The organism is Sedimenticola selenatireducens, from assembly GCF_963675335.2.
In the GTDB taxonomy this organism is placed as follows: Bacteria; Pseudomonadota; Gammaproteobacteria; order Chromatiales; family Chromatiaceae; genus Sedimenticola; species Sedimenticola selenatireducens.
This window is the reverse complement of the sequence record NZ_CAXXYC010000004.1, coordinates 790,493-808,765: the sequence shown is the minus strand read 5'-3', so window position 1 is coordinate 808,765 and position 18,273 is coordinate 790,493. Positions and strand designations below refer to the sequence as shown.

The window sequence follows — 18,273 nt, the reverse complement described above, 5'->3', positions numbered from 1 at the left end:
TGTCACTGAGGTGCTGGATTACCGTTACGCGGCGGAAAAACCTGACAATTAATTCGCCAATATTGATCATAAGCCAAGTTTATCTGCCAGAGGTTTATACGCAATCGCCTCTGTGAACATGGAGTTGGAAAACTCATAAGCAGACTGAGCCATTTTGTTGCGCTGTTCGGTGGAATCTATAAGTGCCATTGTCTTTGAGCAGAAATCATTCCAGTTGTCCGCAACCAGAAAAGCCTGGTTTCTGGCGGTCTCCAACCCTTCTGCGCCAATATTTGTGGTGACCAACGGCTTTGAAAAGCAGAGTGCCTCCACGACCTTGATTTTCAGCCCTGTTCCGTATGTCAAGGGTGCAATGACGATATCCGCCTTTTCATAATATTCGTCCACTGAGTCCACCATGCCATGAATAATGAGGTTTTTGCGCGAGTAAAAGTCAGCGGAATTATTGGATACCGAGCCCACAATATGCAGTATCAAGTCATCCGCATACATATCTATCAGCGGTTGCCATACATGCTCCAGAAAAAGGTTTAAGCCATCTGTATTTGGCGCGCTTTGCGAACCCACAAAAAGTAGATGGACCGGCTTTCTGTCGCTGGCCTTTACTGGGCTATTAATGGGGTGTGCATGATGCGCAATTATGACACTGCCAAAAGGGAGCATGTCCCTGAATTTTTCGGCGTCATGTTTTTGAATGGCGATGATTAAATCGTAATGCCGCAGCGCCTCTGCCTCTTGTTCTACATTGGCGCGTTGCTGCAACAAGCGGTTTTCTTTATCAAATTGAGATGTCCTGTCAGAAATAACATCATGAGTGTCAATGATGGCTATTAATCTCTGACGAAGGTTGTATTTTAAGCCTGTTATAAACCGCGTCAGCCAGATGTATTCAACTAGTATGTAATGGGGCTCGATTTTTTTAACGACCTGATTGAAAACATAGCGGTCAACTTCGCTGATATTTGCATGCCAGGAACCATGGTTTGTTTCGTGGCGCGTGCGATGTATAAGCAGGTGTTTTGTAACCCTTGTCATCTCCTTTAGCCAGCCTGAGACCCGAAAAACGAGTGCTGTCTGTTTCGGTATTTTGCTCCTCAATTGCTTGCTTGAAAGTATCGAAAACAGGGTGTTTTCGTAGTCATTCGGTATTTTTTTGTCGCCGGTATAATAAATGAGAGTATCCAGGCCATATGATGCCAGGAATGAGGCCATTCGGAAGATTCTTTCGTGTGCCCCAATCTTCCGCTCCCAGAAGCTGATATTGGTGACAATAATCAGGCGTCGATGCTCTTTCACGTGGCCATTAATGATCAATTATCTGCCTGGACAATCAGTTTGGCGGCAGTGGTTGTTATTTTTTGTTCTGACCAGATAGCGGCAACTCTCGCGAAATCTGTAGTGGTCAGTGGGGAAGTTCAGCTGTTTTGCAACGCCCGCGGCAGCGAAAAGGTCACATTTTCCTCGCGCCCGCTCAGGGTCCTGACCGAGGTGGCGCCGCGCTCCTTGAGCTTTTTTATCACTTCATCCACCAGCAGGTCGGGGGCGGAGGCGCCGGCGGTGAGGCCGACCATGTTGACGTCGTTCAGCCAGTTTGGGTCGATGTCATCGGCCCGGTCGATCAGGTAGGCGGGGGTGTCGGACTGCAGGGCCAGTTCCCGCAGCCGGTTGGAGTTGGAGCTGTTGGGCGAGCCCACTACCAGCACCAGGTCGCACTGTTTGGCCAGTTCCTTGACCGCATCCTGGCGGTTCTGGGTGGCGTAGCAGATATCATTCTGCTTTGGGCCCTGGATCTGCGGGAAGCGGGTTTTCAGGGCGCTGATGACCTTGGCGGTGTCATCCATGGAGAGGGTGGTCTGGGTGACGAAGGCGAGATTCTTCGGGTCCTTGATCTGCAATCCCGCTACATCGTCGGCGGTCACCACCAGGTAGATGCCGCCCCGGTCGTCCCGGTTGTTGTACTGCCCCATGGTGCCTTCCACTTCCGGGTGGCCCCGATGGCCGATCAGGATCACCTCATGGCCGTTTCTGCTGTGTCGGGCCACCTCCAGGTGGACCTTGGTCACCAGTGGGCAGGTGGCGTCAAACACCTGCAGCTTGCGCCGTTCTGCCTCTTCCCTGACCGCCCGTGCCACGCCGTGGGCGCTGAAGATCACCGTGCTGTCTTCGGGGATTTCGTCCAGCTCGTCAACGAAAATGGCACCGGCCTGTTTCAGGCTGTCCACTACATAGCGATTGTGTACCACTTCATGACGTACATAGATCGGGGCGCCGAAAATCTGCAGGGCCCGTTCCACGATCTCGATGGCACGGTCGACCCCGGCACAGAAACCACGGGGATTGGCGAGCAGTATTTCCATGGGCATATCCGGTTTCGCGCTTAGGGGTTTTTGATGCTGATGATCTGGACGGTAAAGACGATATCATGGCCGGCCAGCGGGTGGTTGAAGTCGACCTTTACCTGCTCCTCATCCAGTTCCTGGACAATGCCGGCCAGCTCATCGCCGGCCGGTGTGGCAAAACTGATAACCAGTTCCGGCTCCAGCTCCATATCCGACGGGAATGAACTGCGGGGCATGAAATAGGCCTTCTCCTCGTCCCGGGGACCGAAGGCGTTCTCCGCCTCCAGGATCAGCGACTGTTTCTCGCCTGGCTTCAAACCATAGAGGGTTTTTTCAAGGTTTTCTGTCAGGTTGCCGGTGCCCATGGTGAGGGTGACCGGGTCATCATCGAAGGTCGTGGTGATTACAGTGCCGTCACAGAGCGCAATGGCGAAGTGCAGGGTTACCTCGTTGCTGCTGGTGATTTCCGGTAGTTGTTGGGTCAAGGTTGCGATTCCGTCTTGGTTGGGAGCTGGTCGGGTGAAAGCTGCGCGTGATCGCGCTATATCTCTTTGCGCCAGTAAACCTCTTCACCGCCATCATGCCGTACCAGTACGCGGGCAATGACAAACAACAGGTCCGAGAGTCTGTTGAGGTATTTGAGTCCGGTCTGGTTGACCTGTTCATTTTCGTCTCTGGCAAGCTGCGTCAGACGCCGTTCGGCACGACGGCACACCGCCCTGGCGTGGTGGCAGCTGGCCGCCAGCAGATTTCCGGCCGGCAGGATGAACTCCTGCAGGGGTGGCAGGTTTTCATTCAGCCGGTCCAGGTGCTGTTCGAGGTCGGTGACGGCCTGGTCGCTCATTACACTGTAGCCCGGCATGGCCAGCTCGCCCCCCAGGTCGAACAGGCGGTGCTGGATTCCGGTCAACAGTTGTTCTATCTCCGGCGGTGGGCTGTGGGTGATCAGAATGCCGATCAGGCAGTTCAGCTCATCAATGGTGCCTATGGCCTCGATTCGGGTGCTGTCCTTGTCTACCCGTCGGCCGTCGCCCAGCCCGGTAGTGCCCTTGTCCCCTGTGCGGGTGTAAATCTTGGATAATCTGTAGCCCATGTCAGCATCTGTGCAGCGGTAAAGATGCCAGATTATAGCAACTGCACAACGGAGCGTCTCGGCTCGTGCTGCTGGTCTGCGTCCAGCCTATCAATCGTCAGGGCGAATCGCCTGTTGGAGTGGCGCCCTCGCCGCGAATTCGGCCCGGGGCGGGCCTCCTGCAGTGGGTTTTTGTGTGCCTCTTGGGCGTGGGTGCGTCGGTGATTGGCGAGACTATTGCAATATTTTCAATAAGGCGTATTATTTTCTTCATCCAAAAATTCACATATATTGGATAAGATTATGATTATAAAAGACTATGGCCCTGCCAGCACTCTTCCGTTGTACGAAGTAAAAGAGCTCAGTATGGAAGAGGCGTTGCTGGTTCTGGCGGCGGATAAGGAGTCGCTGCGGCAGCGGATGCGCACAGCGGCCGTGGTGCCGCCCCGGCGTTTCCCTTGGGCGGTGCCCATAACGACCGATTCAGCAGCCGCCTGACAGGATTATTCTTGATCGGTTAGTACGGGTGGTTGGTCGTCAGGAGAGCAGTTCCTGGGTGACGAAGAGATAGCCAAGTACGCTGAGCAGGACCGCGATGCTGGCGTATTGGAGAATGATACAGATGCCGGGAAGGCTGTTGCACGCTTTACTGAAACCGCATAACTTACAATTTTTCAATCGAAAACCCCTTGAACTGCTTTAGGTATCCATCCCTGTTTTTTTAATGGCTTGAGACCCGCCACGCCATCGCATCCTCTCATACATTTTGATGTCGATGTCCCGCATGAAAATCTATATGCAGATAAGCTTCATTGATCACTTCTCATTTGTAACCGATGCGCGGAGTGCAAAAAAATAATTCTTATTAAGATAAGTCAGGCGCCGGCAAGTCCGCACTCGCCGGGGGGCTATTATCACTGGCCTGATGGGGTAGAATTGGCGACTAATTACCGCTGATCATTAACGCGGACCAGAACCGTAGTGAGGAACATGACATGCTGATCGAAGGGCCAATGAATATCACCATTTCCGATCCGGTCGACGGTCAGGGCAAGGTGCTGGTTATCCTGTTTACCCCGGAGTTCCAGGCTTTGCCTCTGAAGCAGCAGGGGGAGCAGTTCCAGGACTATATGCGGCTGTTGGCCCGACATATCGATTCGCAGGATGCTGTGGATGAACGGAATCGGGCCGGCATGGCGATTATCTATCAGTTCGCCGATCAGCTGCTGCCCCATATCCTCAGTGGTGATCTGGCCCTGGAGGAGCGGATTGTGCTGCAGATACGCCAGGAGGCCCAGGCGGTCGCCTTGACCGACCTGCTTGCCACGCCACTCAACTGATTCTCATGAACAGCCCGTCTCCGCAGATCGGTTTTGTCAGTCTCGGCTGCCCCAAGAATCTGGTCGATTCCGAACGCATCCTCACCCAGTTACGTGCCGAGGGTTACGCCATCGCCTACAGTTACGAGGGGGCCGATCTGGTGGTGGTCAACACCTGCGGCTTTATCGATGCGGCGGTGGAGGAGTCGCTGGAGACCATCGGCGAGGCGCTGAACGAGAATGGCCGGGTGATTGTGACCGGCTGCCTCGGCGTCAGGGAGGACGAGGTGCGTGCGGTGCACCCGGGCGTGCTGGCGGTCACCGGTCCCCACGCCTATGAAGCGGTGATGCAGGCAGTGCATACCCATCTGCCGGCCCCCCATGACCCCTATGTCAGTCTGGTTCCACCCCAGGGAGTCAAACTGACGCCGCGCCACTACGCCTATCTGAAGATTTCCGAGGGGTGTAATCACCGCTGTACCTTTTGCATCATTCCCCAATTGCGCGGGGACCTGGTAAGCCGGCCGGTGGGAGAGGTGGTCCGCGAGGCGGAAAATCTGGTCAGCGCCGGGGTGCGTGAACTGCTGGTGGTGTCACAGGATACCAGCGCCTATGGCGTGGACCTCAAGTATCGCACTGACCTGGTCGGTGGGAAAATCCTCAAGACCCGGCTAAAAGAGCTGGCCACGGCCCTGGGTGATCTGCAGGCCTGGACCCGGTTGCATTATGTCTATCCCTACCCGAGCGTGGATGACCTGATTCCGCTGATGGCAGAGGGGCTCATCCTGCCCTATCTGGATATGCCCCTGCAGCATGCCAATCGCGCGATCCTGAAGGCGATGCAGCGCCCGGCCGCCAGTGAGCGGGTGTTGGAGCGCATTCGACACTGGCGACAGATCTGTCCCGACCTGACCCTGCGCAGCACCTTTATTGTCGGTTTTCCCGGCGAGACGGAGGCGTCTTTTAATGAGTTGCTGGCATTTCTTCAGGAGGCGCGGCTGGACCGGGTGGGCTGTTTTGCCTACTCGCCGGTGGTGGGGGCGACCGCCAACGCATTGCCGGACCCGGTGCCGGAGTCGCTCAAACAGGAGCGACTGGAGCGGTTCATGGAGGTGCAGGAGCAGATCAGCCGGGAGCGCCTGGCCGACAAGGTCGGCAGCCAGATGATTGTACTGGTGGATGGGGTGACCGAGGATACCGTGATCGCCCGCAGTTCCGCCGATGCGCCGGAGATCGACGGCAATGTACTGATTGCCGGCGGCTGGGATCTGGAACCGGGGGATTTTGTTGAGGTAACGATTACCGGCTCGGATGCACACGATCTGTACGCCGAGCCTGTGTTATAAGTCCAGGATTGCCGCTTGGAGTTGGCGGGCTGTACTGGCGCTTCCGGTCGCCAGACAGCCAGTTGTAGGATGGGCAAGGCTTACCGCTCCCAGCTTACGCCCCTCACCTACATCCATGTAGGCGAAGCGAAGCGTGCCCATCAATTATCCTGCAAATCAGGCCGGTTTTGCGCCCAGTGCCTTGAGAATATTGCCCAGCGGACAGAAGCCGGTGAAGGCAGACTGGAACAGGTTCAGGCCGACAAAAGCGGTAAACCAGTGCCAGTTGGTGCTGTGAAACAGTGGGCTCTGCTCCCAGCCGAGTGCCAGGCTGAGCAGGATGAAGAAGCCGGCAAAGGCGAGAATCATACGGTCGATGGTCATGTTATACCTCCCTCTATTCGGGGTTGTTCATGCGGGGCGTAGCGGATGGCCCGGGAAATGAAAAACATATTAGCATATTCTAATATTATGTCAATCATTCAATGGAGCAATAAGACGTGAGCCGGTCGAACCAGCATGCGCAGCTGGTGGACGGCTTGCGGCAACCCGCCTGCTGGCCGGATGGTATAGGGCCGGATCGGGTGATCGAGACCCATATCTCCACTGTCCTGCTGGTGGGTGGTTACGCCTACAAGATCAAGAAACCGCTGGATCTTGGCTTTCTCGACTTCTCAACCCTGGCGCGACGCCGTCATTTCTGCCAGGAGGAGATCCGCCTCAACGGACGGTTGGCCCCGGATGTCTATCTGGAGGTGATCCCGATCGGCGGTACGCCGGAAGCCCCGCAACCCTTTGCCAGCCCGGCCATTGAGTATGCCGTGCGCATGCGTCGTTTCGACCAAACCGGCCTGCTGTCTGAACACCTGGAGCTGGTTACCCCGTCGTTGGTGGACCGTCTGGCCGACCGGCTGGCGGGATTTCATGCTGAGATTGGCCGGGTGGATAGCAGGGCGACTTGGGGTGATCCCGAGGCGGTGCTGTTTCCCATGCTCGAGAATTTCGCCCAGATTCGTCCGTTAACGGAAGATACCCAGGCGCTGTCACTGCTGGAACGCATCGCCCGTTGGACCGAGGAGCGGGCGGGACAGCTTGCGCCGCTGTTGCGCAAACGCAAGGCCGGTGGATTCATCCGTGAGTGTCACGGTGACCTGCACCTGGGCAATATTGCCCTGGACGGGGATGCGCTGCTGATTTTCGACGGGATTGAGTTCAATCCTGCGCTGCGCTGGATTGATGTGATCAGTGAGCTGGCGTTTCTGCTGATGGATCTTGATCAGAAGGACTTGCAGCCACTGGCCCGGCGGCTACTCAACCGCTATCTGGAGTTGAGTGGGGACTACGAGGCCCTGCCGTTGCTGGGCTTTTACCAGACCTATCGGGCCATGGTGCGGGCCAAGGTGACGGCAATACGTCTCGACCAGCCGGATATCTCCCCGAAAATGCAGGAGGAGTTGACTGCCGGGTTCAGCAGTTATCTGCAACTGGCTCTGCGTTATACCGGGGAGGGAGGGGGTGGCCTGATTATCACCCATGGCCTGTCAGGATCCGGCAAGAGTACCCAGACCATGAGCTGTATTGAACGGTTGCCGGCGGTGCGGGTTCGCTCGGACGTGGAACGCCGACGGCTGGCGGGCATCGAAGGCTCCCGGTCAAGCGGCTCGGCGCTGGGGGGCGGGATTTATGCAACGAATTTTTCGGCGCGCACTTATGAGCGTCTGCAGCAACTTGCCGAGGCGATAATCCAGTCGGGGCGGGTGGCGATTGTGGATGCCACCTTTCTGCGTCAGGCGGATCGGCAGCGCTTCAGGAAGCTGGCCGCGGATCTCGATGTGCCCTTTCTAATGCTCGATTTTCGGGTGGCGGAGGCGGTGCTGCGCCAGCGTATCCGGCAGCGTCAGCAGCAGGGGAGCGATCCCTCCGAGGCGACGCTCAATGTGCTTGAGCAGCAACTGGCGACCGCCGAGCCGTTGTCCGAGGATGAGTTGAAATACGTGGTGGCTGTCGAAAGTGACCACTTACCTATGGACGAGATCCGGACGATCTTATGCGTGGTAGATTGAGTGTCGGATTACGCTGTCGCTAGTCCGAGCTACGTTTGATTCTAGCCATCCGCACCCTAGGTCGGGTTTGCCGAAGGCGTAACCCGACAAAACCCGCATGGTTCTTCCGGTTTCGGTGGTGGCGACTTCATCCGGGCTGCCCGCTACAACAGTTCGGTATCCTCATGCCGGTAGGGCGGGGCGCAGCAACAGAGGATCAGCAGATCATCATCTCCGCTGTTGCGGATGGCATGTGCCGTGCCGGGCGGAATCAGAACGCTGTCCCCCGCTTTTACCTCGAATTCAGCTGTTCCCAGTTGCATTACGCCGCACCCCGCGGTGATGTGGTAAATCTCCTCCGATCGAAGATGTCGATGCAAGTGAGTGGTTACTCCGGGTGGGACGATGGCTTCGGCCAGGCTCTGGTTTTTTACTGACTGCTGATCCGGGTGCAGCAGTTCGCGGATCAGCGAACCGTCCTTGGTGAGATAAGGTTCAATAGCCTTTTTTGAGATGATCACGCTTCCGGCACCCGTCTGGCGGCTTCGCGGATCACCTCGGGCGTGGCGCCTGCCCGATGGGCGTTTTCACTGATGTGCCGGCGCCAGGCGCGGGCACGGGGTTGCCCCTGGAACAGCCCGAGGATGTGGCGGCTGATGCGGTTGACCGGTGCGCCTGCGGCATGGGCCTGCTCGGCGAACGGCATCAACTGTTCAATGATTTCATGGCGGCTGGGGATCGGGTGATCATCGCCATACAGGCGGCGATCGGCCTCCGCCAGTATCCAGGGATTCTGGTACGCCTCGCGCCCGATCATCACCCCGTCCACCTGCTGCAACTGCTCCTCGACCTGCTCCAGGTTGGCGATACCGCCGTTGATGATGATCTCCAGTTGGGGGAAGTCTTGTTTGATTTGGTGCACCACATCGTAGCGGAGTGGCGGAATCTCCCGGTTCTCCTTCGGGCTGAGGCCGTTCAGCCACGCCTTGCGGGCGTGGATGATAAAGGTCTCGCAGCCGGCCTCGGCCACGGTGCCGACAAAACTGACCAGCGCCGCATAGCTGTCCAGTTCATCGATACCGATGCGATGTTTGACCGTGACCGGCAGCCGGGTAGCTGCCTGCATGGCGGCAACGCCTTCCGCGACAACCTGGGGGGTGGCCATCAGGCAGGCGCCGAAACGCCCCGACTGTACCCGGTCTGACGGACAGCCGACATTCAGATTGACTTCGTCATAGCCCCACTGCTCGGCCAGTCGGGCGCAGGCCGCCAGCTCCTGTGGATCACTGCCACCCAATTGCAATGCCACCGGGTGTTCGGCAGGATCAAAATCGAGATGCCGGGGCTGGTCGCCATGCAGCAACGCACCCGTGGTCACCATCTCGGTATAGAGCAGGGCATGTCGGGAGATCAGGCGCAGAAAGTAACGACAGTAGCGGTCGGTCCAGTCCAGCATCGGGGCAATGCAGAGGCGGCGGTCAATCATCGGTAGTGGCGTTCTGGTCGTAGAGTGTGAAATTGTATCCGTTTACCGCCGCTTTACCAATCCAGCAGAGGACCTTCTCCCCCGGGCCGTCTGAGCGGAATACCCGATCTCGGCAGCCTTGTGCCACTGGCTCGGTGATGGGGCTGCGTGAATGAAGCCGGGTGGAGATTAAGCTACCCTGTCCCAAGGGTGTCGCCCGTCGTATACTGCGATCTCCATGGGCATGGTTCCATTCATCATGCTACAACCGATCGGACAGAGACAGTGCTGCTCTTCCGTGAGTCGGTCACCTGCCCACCGCCGATGGCCTATGATTTGAGTTTAATTGAGTCCAGGAGTCGTCAACATGCTACCCGAAGTCAACACCATCCTTTATGCCAGTGATATGGGGCAAAACATGCGGCCTGCCTTCCGTTTTGCGGTCAGCCTGGCGATCAAGTACCACTCAAAGATTGTCATGATTCATGCGTTGGAGCCGATGGGCAGTACCAGTCGGGCAATGATGGAAAATTATCTTGATGCCGACCAGCGCCGACGCCTGCAACAAGAGGGTTATGAGTATGTCAGGCAGGATATGAAAAAACGCCTGGCCGATTTTTTCGAGGATGAACGTGCTGCGATAGCAGGCGAAAGCGGATCGCCCGAGGTGGATGTTGTTGTCGTGACCGGCCAGCCGGCGCAGGTGATTGTGGAGGAGGCGCAGAAACGTGACGCCGGGCTGATCGTAATGGGGGTCCATACGGATCATTCCTTTGGTCACAAGCTGATGGGCTCCACGACACGCAAGGTCATCCACAACAGCTCCATTCCGGTAATGGTCGTACCGGTCTCCCCTGGAGGGTGAGGGCGCAGACCCCGTGTCGGTGAGGCACGAACCGCATTAATCCCGAGCCCCCGGAATCGTGGGTGTTTCAGGACGGTATCCTGCAGCTTTCGTGCTCCACCCGATTTCACGAATAACGGGTCAGGTGGCGCAGTTCCGGTCAGATACCTAGATGTCCTGGGCGCCAATCCAGACTGAACCATCCTCTTCGAAGGACTCGTTCTCGATCAGCTTGCGCGCCGCCTCCTGTATCGTCAGCCGGTGCGTAGTGACGGCCTGCATCGGTTCTTCCGGGGATGCGCCGAATCTTTCCCGCAGCAAGGTCAGCGGAATCCGGCATAGCACACGCTTTTTGTTTACGTCCGCCGCGACGGTCGCCACTTTGGTCTTTGCGTTCCAGCATTCAAGCCTGGGAAATGAGATCACGGTTTCTCCCGGGGAGGTTGTTTGATAGCGGGTCAATTGCATGGCAAATCCTGATGGTTGATGGCATGTTCGATTTCAGCTGGTGGTACAGGTGCGCTGAACATTACCTGTTCCGGGCCGGCAAGGTCAGGATATGAAAAGCTAACGGCTCCGGTCATTACTCAAAAAGGGCTGGGTGTCTTTTTTGGACTTCTTCGCTGCGCGTTTCTCCTGCAATGACATGGCTGGTTTTTTCTTTGCTTCCTTGTTGCCGTGGTGAGTCTTGCTCATGGGTAAATCTTCCTGAATTGAGTAATTTGGACCTGTCAGGTGGTGATGCGAGTTGACAGAGTTGGCAAGCCGAATGCTACTGCCGACCGTGCGCAGTAGCCTTCATGATGGAAGGCGACAGGGGGTGCCTTTATTCCCAAGGTAGGTCGGTCGATCGATTGGTTATGAAAAAAGACGGACTTGTAGCTAAATATAGTCCAATTCGCATCCAATTGTGGGTTTATTTTCCGCTTCGGGGATATTGTTCCTGAGTGCTGTCATGAAGTTGTCTGTGGACGTGACTCCAATAACCTGCGTGTGGCGGCGTGGCAGATCGCTCCCCAGCGCGGGTGTTTGATGGGTGTCGATGGAGGGGAATGAACTGATGACGAAAAAGCGCTGCTGTCTCATTTACTCTCTCTCCTGGACGGAGAGAGAGTAAATGATCGAATTGCCGACCGATCCGGCTTTTTAGCCAGTGGAGTATTTACACCAGTCCCCGTTTGATCATCCAGCCGAGGTCGCAGCCGGCGAAGATATGCAGGTGATAATGCGGCACTTCCTGGTGTGCGTCGGCCCCGGTATTGGCCAGAATACGATAACCACCCGGCTGCAGTTCCAGCATCTGGGTTACTTTTTGGGCTGCGCGATAGAAGCCGGCCATGGCCTCGGCCGGGGCGGTCTGGGAGAAATCATCAAAAGAGATGTACTCGCCCTTGGGGATGACCAGCACATGGACCGGGGCCTGGGGTGCGATATCGTGGAACGCCAGGGCGTATTCGTCCTCATAGACCTTGTTGCAGGGGATTTCGCCCCGCAAAATTCGCGCAAAAATGTTGTTGGGATCGTAGGACATGGTGTAACTCCGGTTTAATGTGATTGTGCGGAGCAGCCTCCGCCATAACCGGGCAGTTTATCCTAACGGTGTGCTGGATGTTAGTGGTGGGTGGTGTATCCAGGGAGTGATCCCGTAAACCATATCAATAGATATTCAGGGCGGGGCTAAAAAAACCGGCCAGCCTCGCGGCTGGCCGGTCGTGGCGAGTTAATGGGATAACCCGCAACAGAGAAGGGTGTTATCAGTCGTTCTTCTCTTCTTTCTTCTCGGCACCCTCTTCTTTGAGGGATTCGACACACTCCTTGAGATAGTCAGCCATCTCTGCGGCGGGCACGCCATCTTCTTTGGCGAAGGTGCGGCAGCGCTCTTCGAGGCTTTCCTGCGACTCTTCAGCAAAGACGGCGCCGGTGGCACCAAAGGCAAGCAGCAGCATTAACAAGCTGTACAACGAAGCTCTTTTCATACACAAATTTCCTCAGTGTGCAAAGATCACGGTCAGTTGCCGGAGGTTTTGGATTCAGTCAGGCAAGTGACAAAATAGCGTCCCGGATCATCGGCTGGCCGAATGTCCGGCGCTATTTATAAGGGATAGCAGGATCCCTTTCGAGAGAATATTTATTGTCGATACGATTGCCAAAATTGATCGTCGGGAAGATGTCGGTTGCACGCGGATATCGTGCAACCGACGCCACTATTTTAGTGGTAATTGCTTACCAGCCCCGTTTTGCACGAACAGTATAGGCGCTCTGTTTGTTGCCGATATAGACCTGGCGAGGCCGCCAGATCTTGCCGTCGGCCTGGCGCTTCTGCTCGTACCAGTGGGCGATCCAGCCGGGTAGCCTGCCGATGGCGAAAATGACGGTGAACATATTGGTCGGTATGCCGATGGCGCGCAGGATGATGCCACTGTAGAAATCCACATTCGGGTAAAGTTTTCTGTCGATAAAATAGCTGTCCTTGAGGGCAATCTCCTCCAGTTTGCGGGCGATACTCAGCAGCGGATCTTTTTTGCCCATCCGTTCCAGCAGTTTTTCACTCACCTCACGCAGAATGGTGGCGCGTGGATCGAAGTTTCGGTAGACACGGTGACCGAAACCCATCAGGCGCACCGGGCTGTCCTTGTCCTTGGCCAGTGCCACATACTCTTCCGCGGTCATATTGCCGTTATGGATCGCCTCCAGCATTTCGATCACTGCCATATTGGCACCGCCGTGCAATGGCCCCCACAGGGCACTGACGCCGGCCGCGCAGGAGGCGAACAGGTTGGCGCCGCTGGAACCGACCATGCGTACCGTGGAGGTGCTGCAGTTCTGCTCGTGGTCGGCGTGCAGGATTAACACCATGTTCAGAGCGGACAGGACATCATCATCAATGGTGTACTGTCGATAAGGCTCGGAGAACATCATATGCAGGAAGTTGGACACGTAAGGCAGCGACGGGTCGGGGTAGTTGTACGGCAGGCCACGTGAGCGCCGGTAGGCATAGGCGGCCAGGGTGCGTACCTTGCTGATCAGCCGGGCCGCCGCCCGCTCCACCTGGGTGGCATCCTCCAGTTCCAGGAATTCGGGATGGAAACAGGAGAGGGTGGAGATCATTGCGGAGAGCACAGCCATCGGCGGTGCCGAGCGGGGGAACCCGGCAAAGTGGTGCTTCATATCCTCATCCAGGTTGGCGTTATTGGTGAGGCTGGTGCTGAAGCGTTCGTATTGTGCCTTGTTCGGCAATTCACCGAAGATCAGCATGAGGGCGACTTCGACGAAGTTGGGGTGGTGCTCAAGCGCATCGAGTGAAATACCACGATAACGCAGAATGCCCTTTTCGCCGTCAATAAAGGTCACTTCACTCTCGCAGCTACCGGTGTTTCCCAATCCGGGATCGAAGGTGATCAGTCCGCTCTGGTTACGCAGATTGCGGATATCGATGGCATTGTCACCCTCGGTACCATAGATCAGCGGCAGTTCGTACTCCGCACCTTGATAGATCAGTTTTGCAGTTTCAGACATGGTAACTCCCAGGGGGAATAAGGGGTGGATCGGCTGGGTTACGGCGGCGATGGGAAACCGCACCGTGGTCCGCTTATGTTGAGGCTATAGCGGGCTGTCAGGAAGTGTTTCACCACAAAACTTTTTATCCGAATTGACAAAAAATATTTGTTTTTAAAAACACCCGGTTTGGTTTAAATCTCTGCGTCAGATGCCCGGTGGGCGTTCTTCATTAAATCAGGAGATTACCGTTGTGAGTAAAAGGTTGCGGAATGAGTTCGTTGACGAGTTCGATGAGCCGGGTTATCGGCCATTTAGCCGGAACCGCAATAGCCGGGGAAGAAACCGCTTCGCTGATGATGAGGCGCCACGCAGCCGGAGCAGGAATCGCGCCAGACAGGAGCGGCGCGGTTACGACGATTACTGACAGCCTTCGGGCGGGGTGGTGCCCTTCCCGGGCATCACTCATCGCTGGACCGGACCGGTCCCCTTTCAAGTCGATCAATCCAGACTGGCCAAAATATCCATGACATAGGATATCTCTCTTGCTATAGCCGCGCCCGTGCACTCTAATAACCCGGGTATTGCTTTGATAAGCCGGCTGTATGCGGTGCATTATTCAATAGTAACAACAGATCGCACCTGCTACCTGATAGGGATGACCCCCTTCAGGTAGCGACTTAATTGTAATGACCGGGATAGTCTCATGTTGCAATCGACCACCACCGTTCGTTCCCTTCTTATCGGGCAAGGCATTGAGCTGCGGCGCCTCAGCCAGGTAAAAATCCTCTCGCGTGACCCCACTACCATCGAGGTGGAGGAGGGGGGGTATGCCGTACTGTTCCGCTTTGGTGTAGTGGTGCTGTTCAACGTATCCGCGCTGGCCGAGGCCTCCTTTCTGCAGCTGCTGCGTGATTTTGTGCTGGAGCCTTTAGACAGCCTGACGATTGAGTCCCTGGATATCGAAGTAATCCCGGATGCCGCCGAACGGCTTGAAGAGGGTAAGCTGATTCTGCCGGTGGCCGAACTGCCCCTGTTGCAGGTGGTGGCGGATATCCTGGCCAAGAGCCTGGTGCTGGATGACTACGAGAAGCGCGCGGCCGGGGCGTTCGACCGGATTGAGCCGCTGGCCGAACGCATGCAGTCCGGCGGGCGCCTGCCCCGGCAGGTCAACGAACTGCTCGGTCATATCGGCGAGATACTGCAGATCCAGCATCGCATGGTGGGGCGTGCCCAGGTTGGAGAAAAGCCCGATATCCTGTGGGATCATCCGGAGCTGGAACGTATCTGGAAACGCCTGGAAAACGAGTACGAGATCGGTGAACGACAGATCGCCCTGGAACGCAAGCTGGACCTGATCAGCAATACCGCGGAGACCCTGCTTGGGCTGTTGCAGGATCGTCGTACCCTGCGCGTTGAATGGTATATCGTCATCCTCATTGTGATCGAAATAGTGCTGACCCTGTATGAGCTGTTTTTCAGGCACGTACAATGATCACGGAAAACCAAAAGCCGGATTTCCAGATACGCAAGGCCGTACCCGGTGATCTGGCCGCCCTGGTGGCGCTGGAGCAGCGCTGCTTCGAGGCAGACCGGATTTCGCAACGCCAGTTTCGCTATCTGCTGACCAAGGGTAATGCCTCGATCCTGGTGGGTGAGGAGAACGGAGAACTGCAAGGGGACGTGGTGCTGCTGTTCTCACGCGCCACCTCCGTGGCCCGACTCTATTCCATAGCGGTAGTGGCCGAGGTCAGGGGAAAAGGTCTGGGACGCAGCCTGATGAAGGCGGCCGAAACCGAGGCCTGGGCCCACCACCGGGCCTATCTGCGGCTTGAGGTGCGCAAGGACAATGAAACGGCGGTGCGCCTGTATGAATCCCTGGGGTATCGACGGCTGGGCGAGTTCCCCGATTACTATGAAGATCACATGGATGCCTGGCGGCTGGAGAAGTCGCTGGCGCCGGATCTGCATCCGGATCTTGCCCAGGTCCCCTTCTACGAACAGAGCCTGGAGTTCACCTGTGGTGCGGCCTCGTTGATGATGGCGATGAAGGCGCTGACCCCGGAACTGGATTTTTCCCGTACGCTGGAGTTGCGCCTGTGGCGCGAGGCAACCACTATCTTCATGACTTCGGGTCATGGCGGTTGCGGTCCCTATGGCCTGGCGCTGGCTGCGATCAAGCGGGGTTATCCCGTTGACATCTACATCACCGGCGAGGGTACTCACCTGGGTGACTCGGTACGCAGCGAGCACAAAAAAGAGGTAATGCGGCTGGTGCAGGAGGATATGTTCGAACAGTTGCGCTCACGAGACGTACCAATCAACCGCAACGGTTTTGGAGTGAGTGAGATTGAGGCATGCCTGGCGCGCGGTGGTATACCCTTGGTACTGATCAGTTCATGGCAGATTTATAAGGCGCGGGTACCCCATTGGGTGGTGTTGACCGGCGCGGATGAAAACTTTATCTACGTGAATGATCCCTATGTCGATCGCGAGGAGGGGGAGACCCTGATCGACTCGATACACATGCCTATCCTCAAGGATAAATTTGTCAGCATGACCCGCTATGGCAGGATTGGGCTGCAGGCGATGGTGGTGCTGTACCCTGAATGAACAGAGATATGGAAGGTTATAAATACGATGCCTGAACATCTATTGCTTGTGGAAAGGACCAGTTACTGGAAGGGCCGGATCGACGGCTACCCGGTGGTGACGGCGGCGGAATATCTGACCGATCCGGTGTGGCAGCAGAAGAAAGGACTGCGCATTGTCAATCTGTGCCGTTCCCAGCGCTACCTGGGTGAGGGCTATTACTGCTCTCTGCTGGCGGAGGCGCGAGGTCACAAGATCATTCCCTCGGTTCGCACTCTGCGCGACCTGAGCCGCAAGTCGCTCTATTCGCTGGAGACCGAAGACCTGGATAAACAGGTGCAACGAATACTGGGTCGACGGCACAAGGGGGTCGAGACCACATCGTTCAGTGTGACCATGATGTTCGGCAACTCCCCGCTGCGCGACTTCCAGTCCCTTGGGCGGGAACTGTTTGAACTGTTTCGTGCGCCCCTGATGCGGGTTTCGTTTGAAAAAAAGGGTGAATGGCGCATTACCGGCATTCGTTCACTGGGGATTCAGGATCTCTCCGATGAACAGGAGAGTGAATTTGGAGAGGCCTTACAGGGCTATCTCAGCAAGCGCTGGCAGGCCCCGCGACAGAAACGTCAGGGCCGCTATGATCTTGCCATTCTGCAGAATCCGCAGGAGGAGATGCCTCCCTCCGACGCCAAGGCCCTGAAGAAGTTTGTCCGGGCGGCAAAGAAATATGGCCTGGACGCAGAGTTGATTTTGCCCAAGGATTTTGGTCGCCTGAGTGAATTCGACGCCCTGTTTATCCGTGAGACCACGGCCATAGACCACCACACTTATCGCTTCTCCCGGAAGGCGGCCTCGGAGGGGTTGGTAGTGATTGACGATCCCGACTCCATCCTGCGCTGTACCAATAAAATCTATCTGGCGGAATTGCTGAAATCCAACCGGGTCTCCACCCCGGAGACCGTGGTGGTGCGTGCCGGCGGGCTGGACGAACTGGAACAGCGGCTGGCCTACCCGATCGTGTTGAAAGTGCCCGATGGCTCCTTCTCCCTGGGAGTGTACAAGGTGGAGAACCGGCAACAGCTGGAGCAGGTGGCCAGGCGCCTGTTCAAGGACTCGGATCTGTTGCTGGGCCAGGCCTACACCTACACGCCGTTCGACTGGCGGGTAGGTATCCTGAATCGCAAACCCCTCTATGTCTGCCAGTATTTTATGTCCAAGGATCACTGGCAGATCTATGATCATGCGAGCCAGGAGAAAGAGGGGGATTTCCGTACCTTCGCGGTCGGGGATGCGCCAAAGAAGGTGATCGAAACCGCGCTGAAAGCGGCCAATCTGATCGGCAATGGCCTGTACGGCGTGGACCTGAAAGAGACCGATGCGGGCGTGGTGGTGATAGAAGTGAACGACAATCCGAGCATCGAGGCGGGCGTTGAGGATCAGGTGCTCGGTGATGTGTTGTATGACGAGATCATGGCAGAGTTTCTGGCACGCATTGAGGCGGGTAAAACCCCCGCAGTCACGGGGCGCGGCTCCGCCGCCTGATCGGGTGTAAGCTCCTACGGGTTCGGGTGGTTGCCGGGGTGGGGTTTGACCTGCAGGGGGTCCGCCCCGGAGCCGAATTTGCGGCGGGCGCCGCTTGTATGTTTGTTAGTGGCAGGTCGGATCAGCGCAGCGTAATCCGGCAAATTGACCGACCCACAAGCAGGTCGGGTTACGCCTTCGGCTAACGCGACCTACAGCTACGATCAATACCCCGTGGGAGCGGATTTATCCGCGAAAT

The 18,273-nt window shown here is 56.7% G+C and carries 23 protein-coding genes; 9 read left to right on the top strand and 14 right to left on the bottom strand.

Annotated features, from left to right (window positions below):
* Window positions 1–66 precede the first annotated feature (66 nt).
* The 4 genes from ACHZBF_RS14910 to ACHZBF_RS14895 all read right to left on the bottom strand — a co-directional run bounded on the left by ACHZBF_RS14910 (window position 67) and on the right by ACHZBF_RS14895 (window position 3,432).
* Complete coding sequence (locus tag ACHZBF_RS14910) at window positions 67–1,212, bottom strand: glycosyltransferase (protein ID WP_321528890.1); 1,146 nt, start codon at window positions 1,210–1,212, stop codon at window positions 67–69.
* A gap of 203 nt (window positions 1,213–1,415) precedes the next feature.
* Complete coding sequence (gene ispH / locus ACHZBF_RS14905; RefSeq protein ID WP_321528889.1) at window positions 1,416–2,357, bottom strand: 4-hydroxy-3-methylbut-2-enyl diphosphate reductase; 942 nt, start codon at window positions 2,355–2,357, stop codon at window positions 1,416–1,418.
* 20 nt (window positions 2,358–2,377) lie between these two features.
* Window positions 2,378–2,824: an FKBP-type peptidyl-prolyl cis-trans isomerase gene (locus tag ACHZBF_RS14900; RefSeq protein ID WP_273439203.1), complete on the bottom strand. Its 447-nt coding sequence runs from the start codon at window positions 2,822–2,824 to the stop codon at window positions 2,378–2,380.
* Between the two features lie 56 nt (window positions 2,825–2,880).
* The gene (locus ACHZBF_RS14895; protein WP_273439204.1) at window positions 2,881–3,432 is read right to left on the bottom strand and encodes a cob(I)yrinic acid a,c-diamide adenosyltransferase; all 552 of its coding nucleotides are present in this window, start codon (window positions 3,430–3,432) and stop codon (window positions 2,881–2,883) included.
* A 282-nt stretch (window positions 3,433–3,714) separates the two neighbouring features.
* On the opposite strand from ACHZBF_RS14895, the gene ACHZBF_RS14890 reads away from it, so the two are divergent.
* On the top strand, window positions 3,715–3,909 hold the full coding sequence (locus tag ACHZBF_RS14890) for a hypothetical protein (RefSeq protein ID WP_273439205.1): 195 nt from the start codon (window positions 3,715–3,717) through the stop codon (window positions 3,907–3,909).
* Window positions 3,910–3,948: 39 nt separating this feature from the next.
* On the opposite strand, the gene ACHZBF_RS14885 is transcribed toward ACHZBF_RS14890, so the two are convergent.
* Window positions 3,949–4,089, bottom strand: coding sequence for a hypothetical protein (locus ACHZBF_RS14885; RefSeq protein ID WP_273439206.1), 141 nt, complete (start codon window positions 4,087–4,089; stop codon window positions 3,949–3,951).
* A gap of 317 nt (window positions 4,090–4,406) precedes the next feature.
* Here ACHZBF_RS14885 and ACHZBF_RS14880 point away from each other — a divergent pair, with 317 nt between their 5' ends.
* Together ACHZBF_RS14880 and rimO are read left to right on the top strand one after the other, a co-directional pair.
* Window positions 4,407–4,751 (top strand): transcriptional regulator, encoded by a 345-nt coding sequence (locus ACHZBF_RS14880; protein WP_321528888.1) that lies wholly within the window; start codon window positions 4,407–4,409, stop codon window positions 4,749–4,751.
* A 5-nt stretch (window positions 4,752–4,756) separates the two neighbouring features.
* Entirely contained in the window at window positions 4,757–6,076 is a 1,320-nt protein-coding gene (gene rimO, locus ACHZBF_RS14875; protein ID WP_321528887.1) for a 30S ribosomal protein S12 methylthiotransferase RimO, read from the top strand.
* Window positions 6,077–6,232: 156 nt separating this feature from the next.
* Here rimO and ACHZBF_RS14870 read toward each other — a convergent pair whose 3' ends face one another.
* Window positions 6,233–6,439, bottom strand: coding sequence for a YgaP family membrane protein (locus ACHZBF_RS14870; protein ID WP_273439210.1), 207 nt, complete (start codon window positions 6,437–6,439; stop codon window positions 6,233–6,235).
* Between the two features lie 116 nt (window positions 6,440–6,555).
* On the opposite strand from ACHZBF_RS14870, the gene ACHZBF_RS14865 reads away from it, so the two are divergent.
* Window positions 6,556–8,118, top strand: coding sequence for a bifunctional aminoglycoside phosphotransferase/ATP-binding protein (locus tag ACHZBF_RS14865; protein WP_321528886.1), 1,563 nt, complete (start codon window positions 6,556–6,558; stop codon window positions 8,116–8,118).
* A gap of 143 nt (window positions 8,119–8,261) precedes the next feature.
* On the opposite strand, the gene ACHZBF_RS14860 is transcribed toward ACHZBF_RS14865, so the two are convergent.
* Together ACHZBF_RS14860 and dusA are read right to left on the bottom strand one after the other, a co-directional pair.
* Window positions 8,262–8,618 (bottom strand): cupin domain-containing protein, encoded by a 357-nt coding sequence (locus tag ACHZBF_RS14860; RefSeq protein ID WP_037374542.1) that lies wholly within the window; start codon window positions 8,616–8,618, stop codon window positions 8,262–8,264.
* A complete protein-coding gene (gene dusA, locus ACHZBF_RS14855) occupies window positions 8,615–9,583 on the bottom strand; it encodes a tRNA dihydrouridine(20/20a) synthase DusA (protein ID WP_321528885.1) in 969 nt (322 codons plus the stop codon). The genes ACHZBF_RS14860 and dusA overlap by 4 nt, the downstream gene beginning before the upstream one ends.
* Before the next feature lie 346 nt (window positions 9,584–9,929).
* Here dusA and ACHZBF_RS14850 point away from each other — a divergent pair, with 346 nt between their 5' ends.
* Window positions 9,930–10,427 carry a universal stress protein gene (locus ACHZBF_RS14850; protein WP_321528884.1) on the top strand — a complete coding sequence of 166 codons (498 nt, stop codon included), beginning with the start codon at window positions 9,930–9,932 and terminating at the stop codon, window positions 10,425–10,427.
* Between the two features lie 147 nt (window positions 10,428–10,574).
* Here the strand turns inward: ACHZBF_RS14850 and ACHZBF_RS14845 are convergent, their stop codons facing one another.
* The 6 genes from ACHZBF_RS14845 to ACHZBF_RS14820 all read right to left on the bottom strand — a co-directional run bounded on the left by ACHZBF_RS14845 (window position 10,575) and on the right by ACHZBF_RS14820 (window position 13,922).
* Complete coding sequence (locus ACHZBF_RS14845; RefSeq protein ID WP_394707582.1) at window positions 10,575–10,832, bottom strand: DUF1488 family protein; 258 nt, start codon at window positions 10,830–10,832, stop codon at window positions 10,575–10,577.
* A gap of 141 nt (window positions 10,833–10,973) precedes the next feature.
* Window positions 10,974–11,102 carry a hypothetical protein gene (locus ACHZBF_RS14840; RefSeq protein ID WP_273439214.1) on the bottom strand — a complete coding sequence of 43 codons (129 nt, stop codon included), beginning with the start codon at window positions 11,100–11,102 and terminating at the stop codon, window positions 10,974–10,976.
* 186 nt (window positions 11,103–11,288) lie between these two features.
* Complete coding sequence (locus tag ACHZBF_RS14835; protein ID WP_029131967.1) at window positions 11,289–11,492, bottom strand: hypothetical protein; 204 nt, start codon at window positions 11,490–11,492, stop codon at window positions 11,289–11,291.
* A 76-nt stretch (window positions 11,493–11,568) separates the two neighbouring features.
* Window positions 11,569–11,937 (bottom strand): histidine triad nucleotide-binding protein, encoded by a 369-nt coding sequence (locus ACHZBF_RS14830; RefSeq protein ID WP_029131968.1) that lies wholly within the window; start codon window positions 11,935–11,937, stop codon window positions 11,569–11,571.
* A 223-nt stretch (window positions 11,938–12,160) separates the two neighbouring features.
* Window positions 12,161–12,382, bottom strand: a complete 222-nt coding sequence (locus ACHZBF_RS14825) for a hypothetical protein (RefSeq protein ID WP_157606681.1) — start codon at window positions 12,380–12,382, stop codon at window positions 12,161–12,163.
* Between the two features lie 247 nt (window positions 12,383–12,629).
* Window positions 12,630–13,922 (bottom strand): citrate synthase, encoded by a 1,293-nt coding sequence (locus ACHZBF_RS14820; protein ID WP_029131970.1) that lies wholly within the window; start codon window positions 13,920–13,922, stop codon window positions 12,630–12,632.
* Window positions 13,923–14,154: 232 nt separating this feature from the next.
* Here ACHZBF_RS14820 and ACHZBF_RS14815 point away from each other — a divergent pair, with 232 nt between their 5' ends.
* The 4 genes from ACHZBF_RS14815 (at window position 14,155) to ACHZBF_RS14800 (ending at window position 18,035) form a co-directional block, all read left to right on the top strand.
* Complete coding sequence (locus tag ACHZBF_RS14815) at window positions 14,155–14,328, top strand: hypothetical protein (protein WP_157606682.1); 174 nt, start codon at window positions 14,155–14,157, stop codon at window positions 14,326–14,328.
* 279 nt (window positions 14,329–14,607) lie between these two features.
* A complete protein-coding gene (locus ACHZBF_RS14810) occupies window positions 14,608–15,396 on the top strand; it encodes an RMD1 family protein (RefSeq protein ID WP_029131972.1) in 789 nt (262 codons plus the stop codon).
* Window positions 15,393–16,514: a GNAT family N-acetyltransferase/peptidase C39 family protein gene (locus tag ACHZBF_RS14805; protein WP_029131973.1), complete on the top strand. Its 1,122-nt coding sequence runs from the start codon at window positions 15,393–15,395 to the stop codon at window positions 16,512–16,514. The genes ACHZBF_RS14810 and ACHZBF_RS14805 overlap by 4 nt, the downstream gene beginning before the upstream one ends.
* Before the next feature lie 27 nt (window positions 16,515–16,541).
* A complete protein-coding gene (locus ACHZBF_RS14800; RefSeq protein ID WP_288107961.1) occupies window positions 16,542–18,035 on the top strand; it encodes a RimK family protein in 1,494 nt (497 codons plus the stop codon).
* Window positions 18,036–18,273: the final 238 nt, after the last annotated feature.

What these genes read in the sequence shown, in the direction of transcription:
- ACHZBF_RS14910 (WP_321528890.1), bottom strand. Translation starts at nt 1,212, where the DNA reads ATGGCCTCATTCCTGGCATCATATGGCCTGGATACTCTCATTTATTAT.
- ispH (WP_321528889.1), bottom strand. Translation starts at nt 2,357, where the DNA reads ATGGAAATACTGCTCGCCAATCCCCGTGGTTTCTGTGCCGGGGTCGAC.
- ACHZBF_RS14895 (WP_273439204.1), bottom strand. Translation starts at nt 3,432, where the DNA reads ATGGGCTACAGATTATCCAAGATTTACACCCGCACAGGGGACAAGGGC.
- ACHZBF_RS14890 (WP_273439205.1), top strand. Translation starts at nt 3,715, where the DNA reads ATGATTATAAAAGACTATGGCCCTGCCAGCACTCTTCCGTTGTACGAA.
- ACHZBF_RS14880 (WP_321528888.1), top strand. Translation starts at nt 4,407, where the DNA reads ATGCTGATCGAAGGGCCAATGAATATCACCATTTCCGATCCGGTCGAC.
- rimO (WP_321528887.1), top strand. Translation starts at nt 4,757, where the DNA reads ATGAACAGCCCGTCTCCGCAGATCGGTTTTGTCAGTCTCGGCTGCCCC.
- ACHZBF_RS14870 (WP_273439210.1), bottom strand. Translation starts at nt 6,439, where the DNA reads ATGACCATCGACCGTATGATTCTCGCCTTTGCCGGCTTCTTCATCCTG.
- dusA (WP_321528885.1), bottom strand. Translation starts at nt 9,583, where the DNA reads ATGATTGACCGCCGCCTCTGCATTGCCCCGATGCTGGACTGGACCGAC.
- ACHZBF_RS14850 (WP_321528884.1), top strand. Translation starts at nt 9,930, where the DNA reads ATGCTACCCGAAGTCAACACCATCCTTTATGCCAGTGATATGGGGCAA.
- ACHZBF_RS14840 (WP_273439214.1), bottom strand. Translation starts at nt 11,102, where the DNA reads ATGAGCAAGACTCACCACGGCAACAAGGAAGCAAAGAAAAAACCAGCC.
- ACHZBF_RS14835 (WP_029131967.1), bottom strand. Translation starts at nt 11,492, where the DNA reads ATGAGACAGCAGCGCTTTTTCGTCATCAGTTCATTCCCCTCCATCGAC.
- ACHZBF_RS14830 (WP_029131968.1), bottom strand. Translation starts at nt 11,937, where the DNA reads ATGTCCTACGATCCCAACAACATTTTTGCGCGAATTTTGCGGGGCGAA.
- ACHZBF_RS14825 (WP_157606681.1), bottom strand. Translation starts at nt 12,382, where the DNA reads ATGAAAAGAGCTTCGTTGTACAGCTTGTTAATGCTGCTGCTTGCCTTT.
- ACHZBF_RS14820 (WP_029131970.1), bottom strand. Translation starts at nt 13,922, where the DNA reads ATGTCTGAAACTGCAAAACTGATCTATCAAGGTGCGGAGTACGAACTG.
- ACHZBF_RS14810 (WP_029131972.1), top strand. Translation starts at nt 14,608, where the DNA reads ATGTTGCAATCGACCACCACCGTTCGTTCCCTTCTTATCGGGCAAGGC.
- ACHZBF_RS14805 (WP_029131973.1), top strand. Translation starts at nt 15,393, where the DNA reads ATGATCACGGAAAACCAAAAGCCGGATTTCCAGATACGCAAGGCCGTA.
- ACHZBF_RS14800 (WP_288107961.1), top strand. Translation starts at nt 16,542, where the DNA reads ATGCCTGAACATCTATTGCTTGTGGAAAGGACCAGTTACTGGAAGGGC.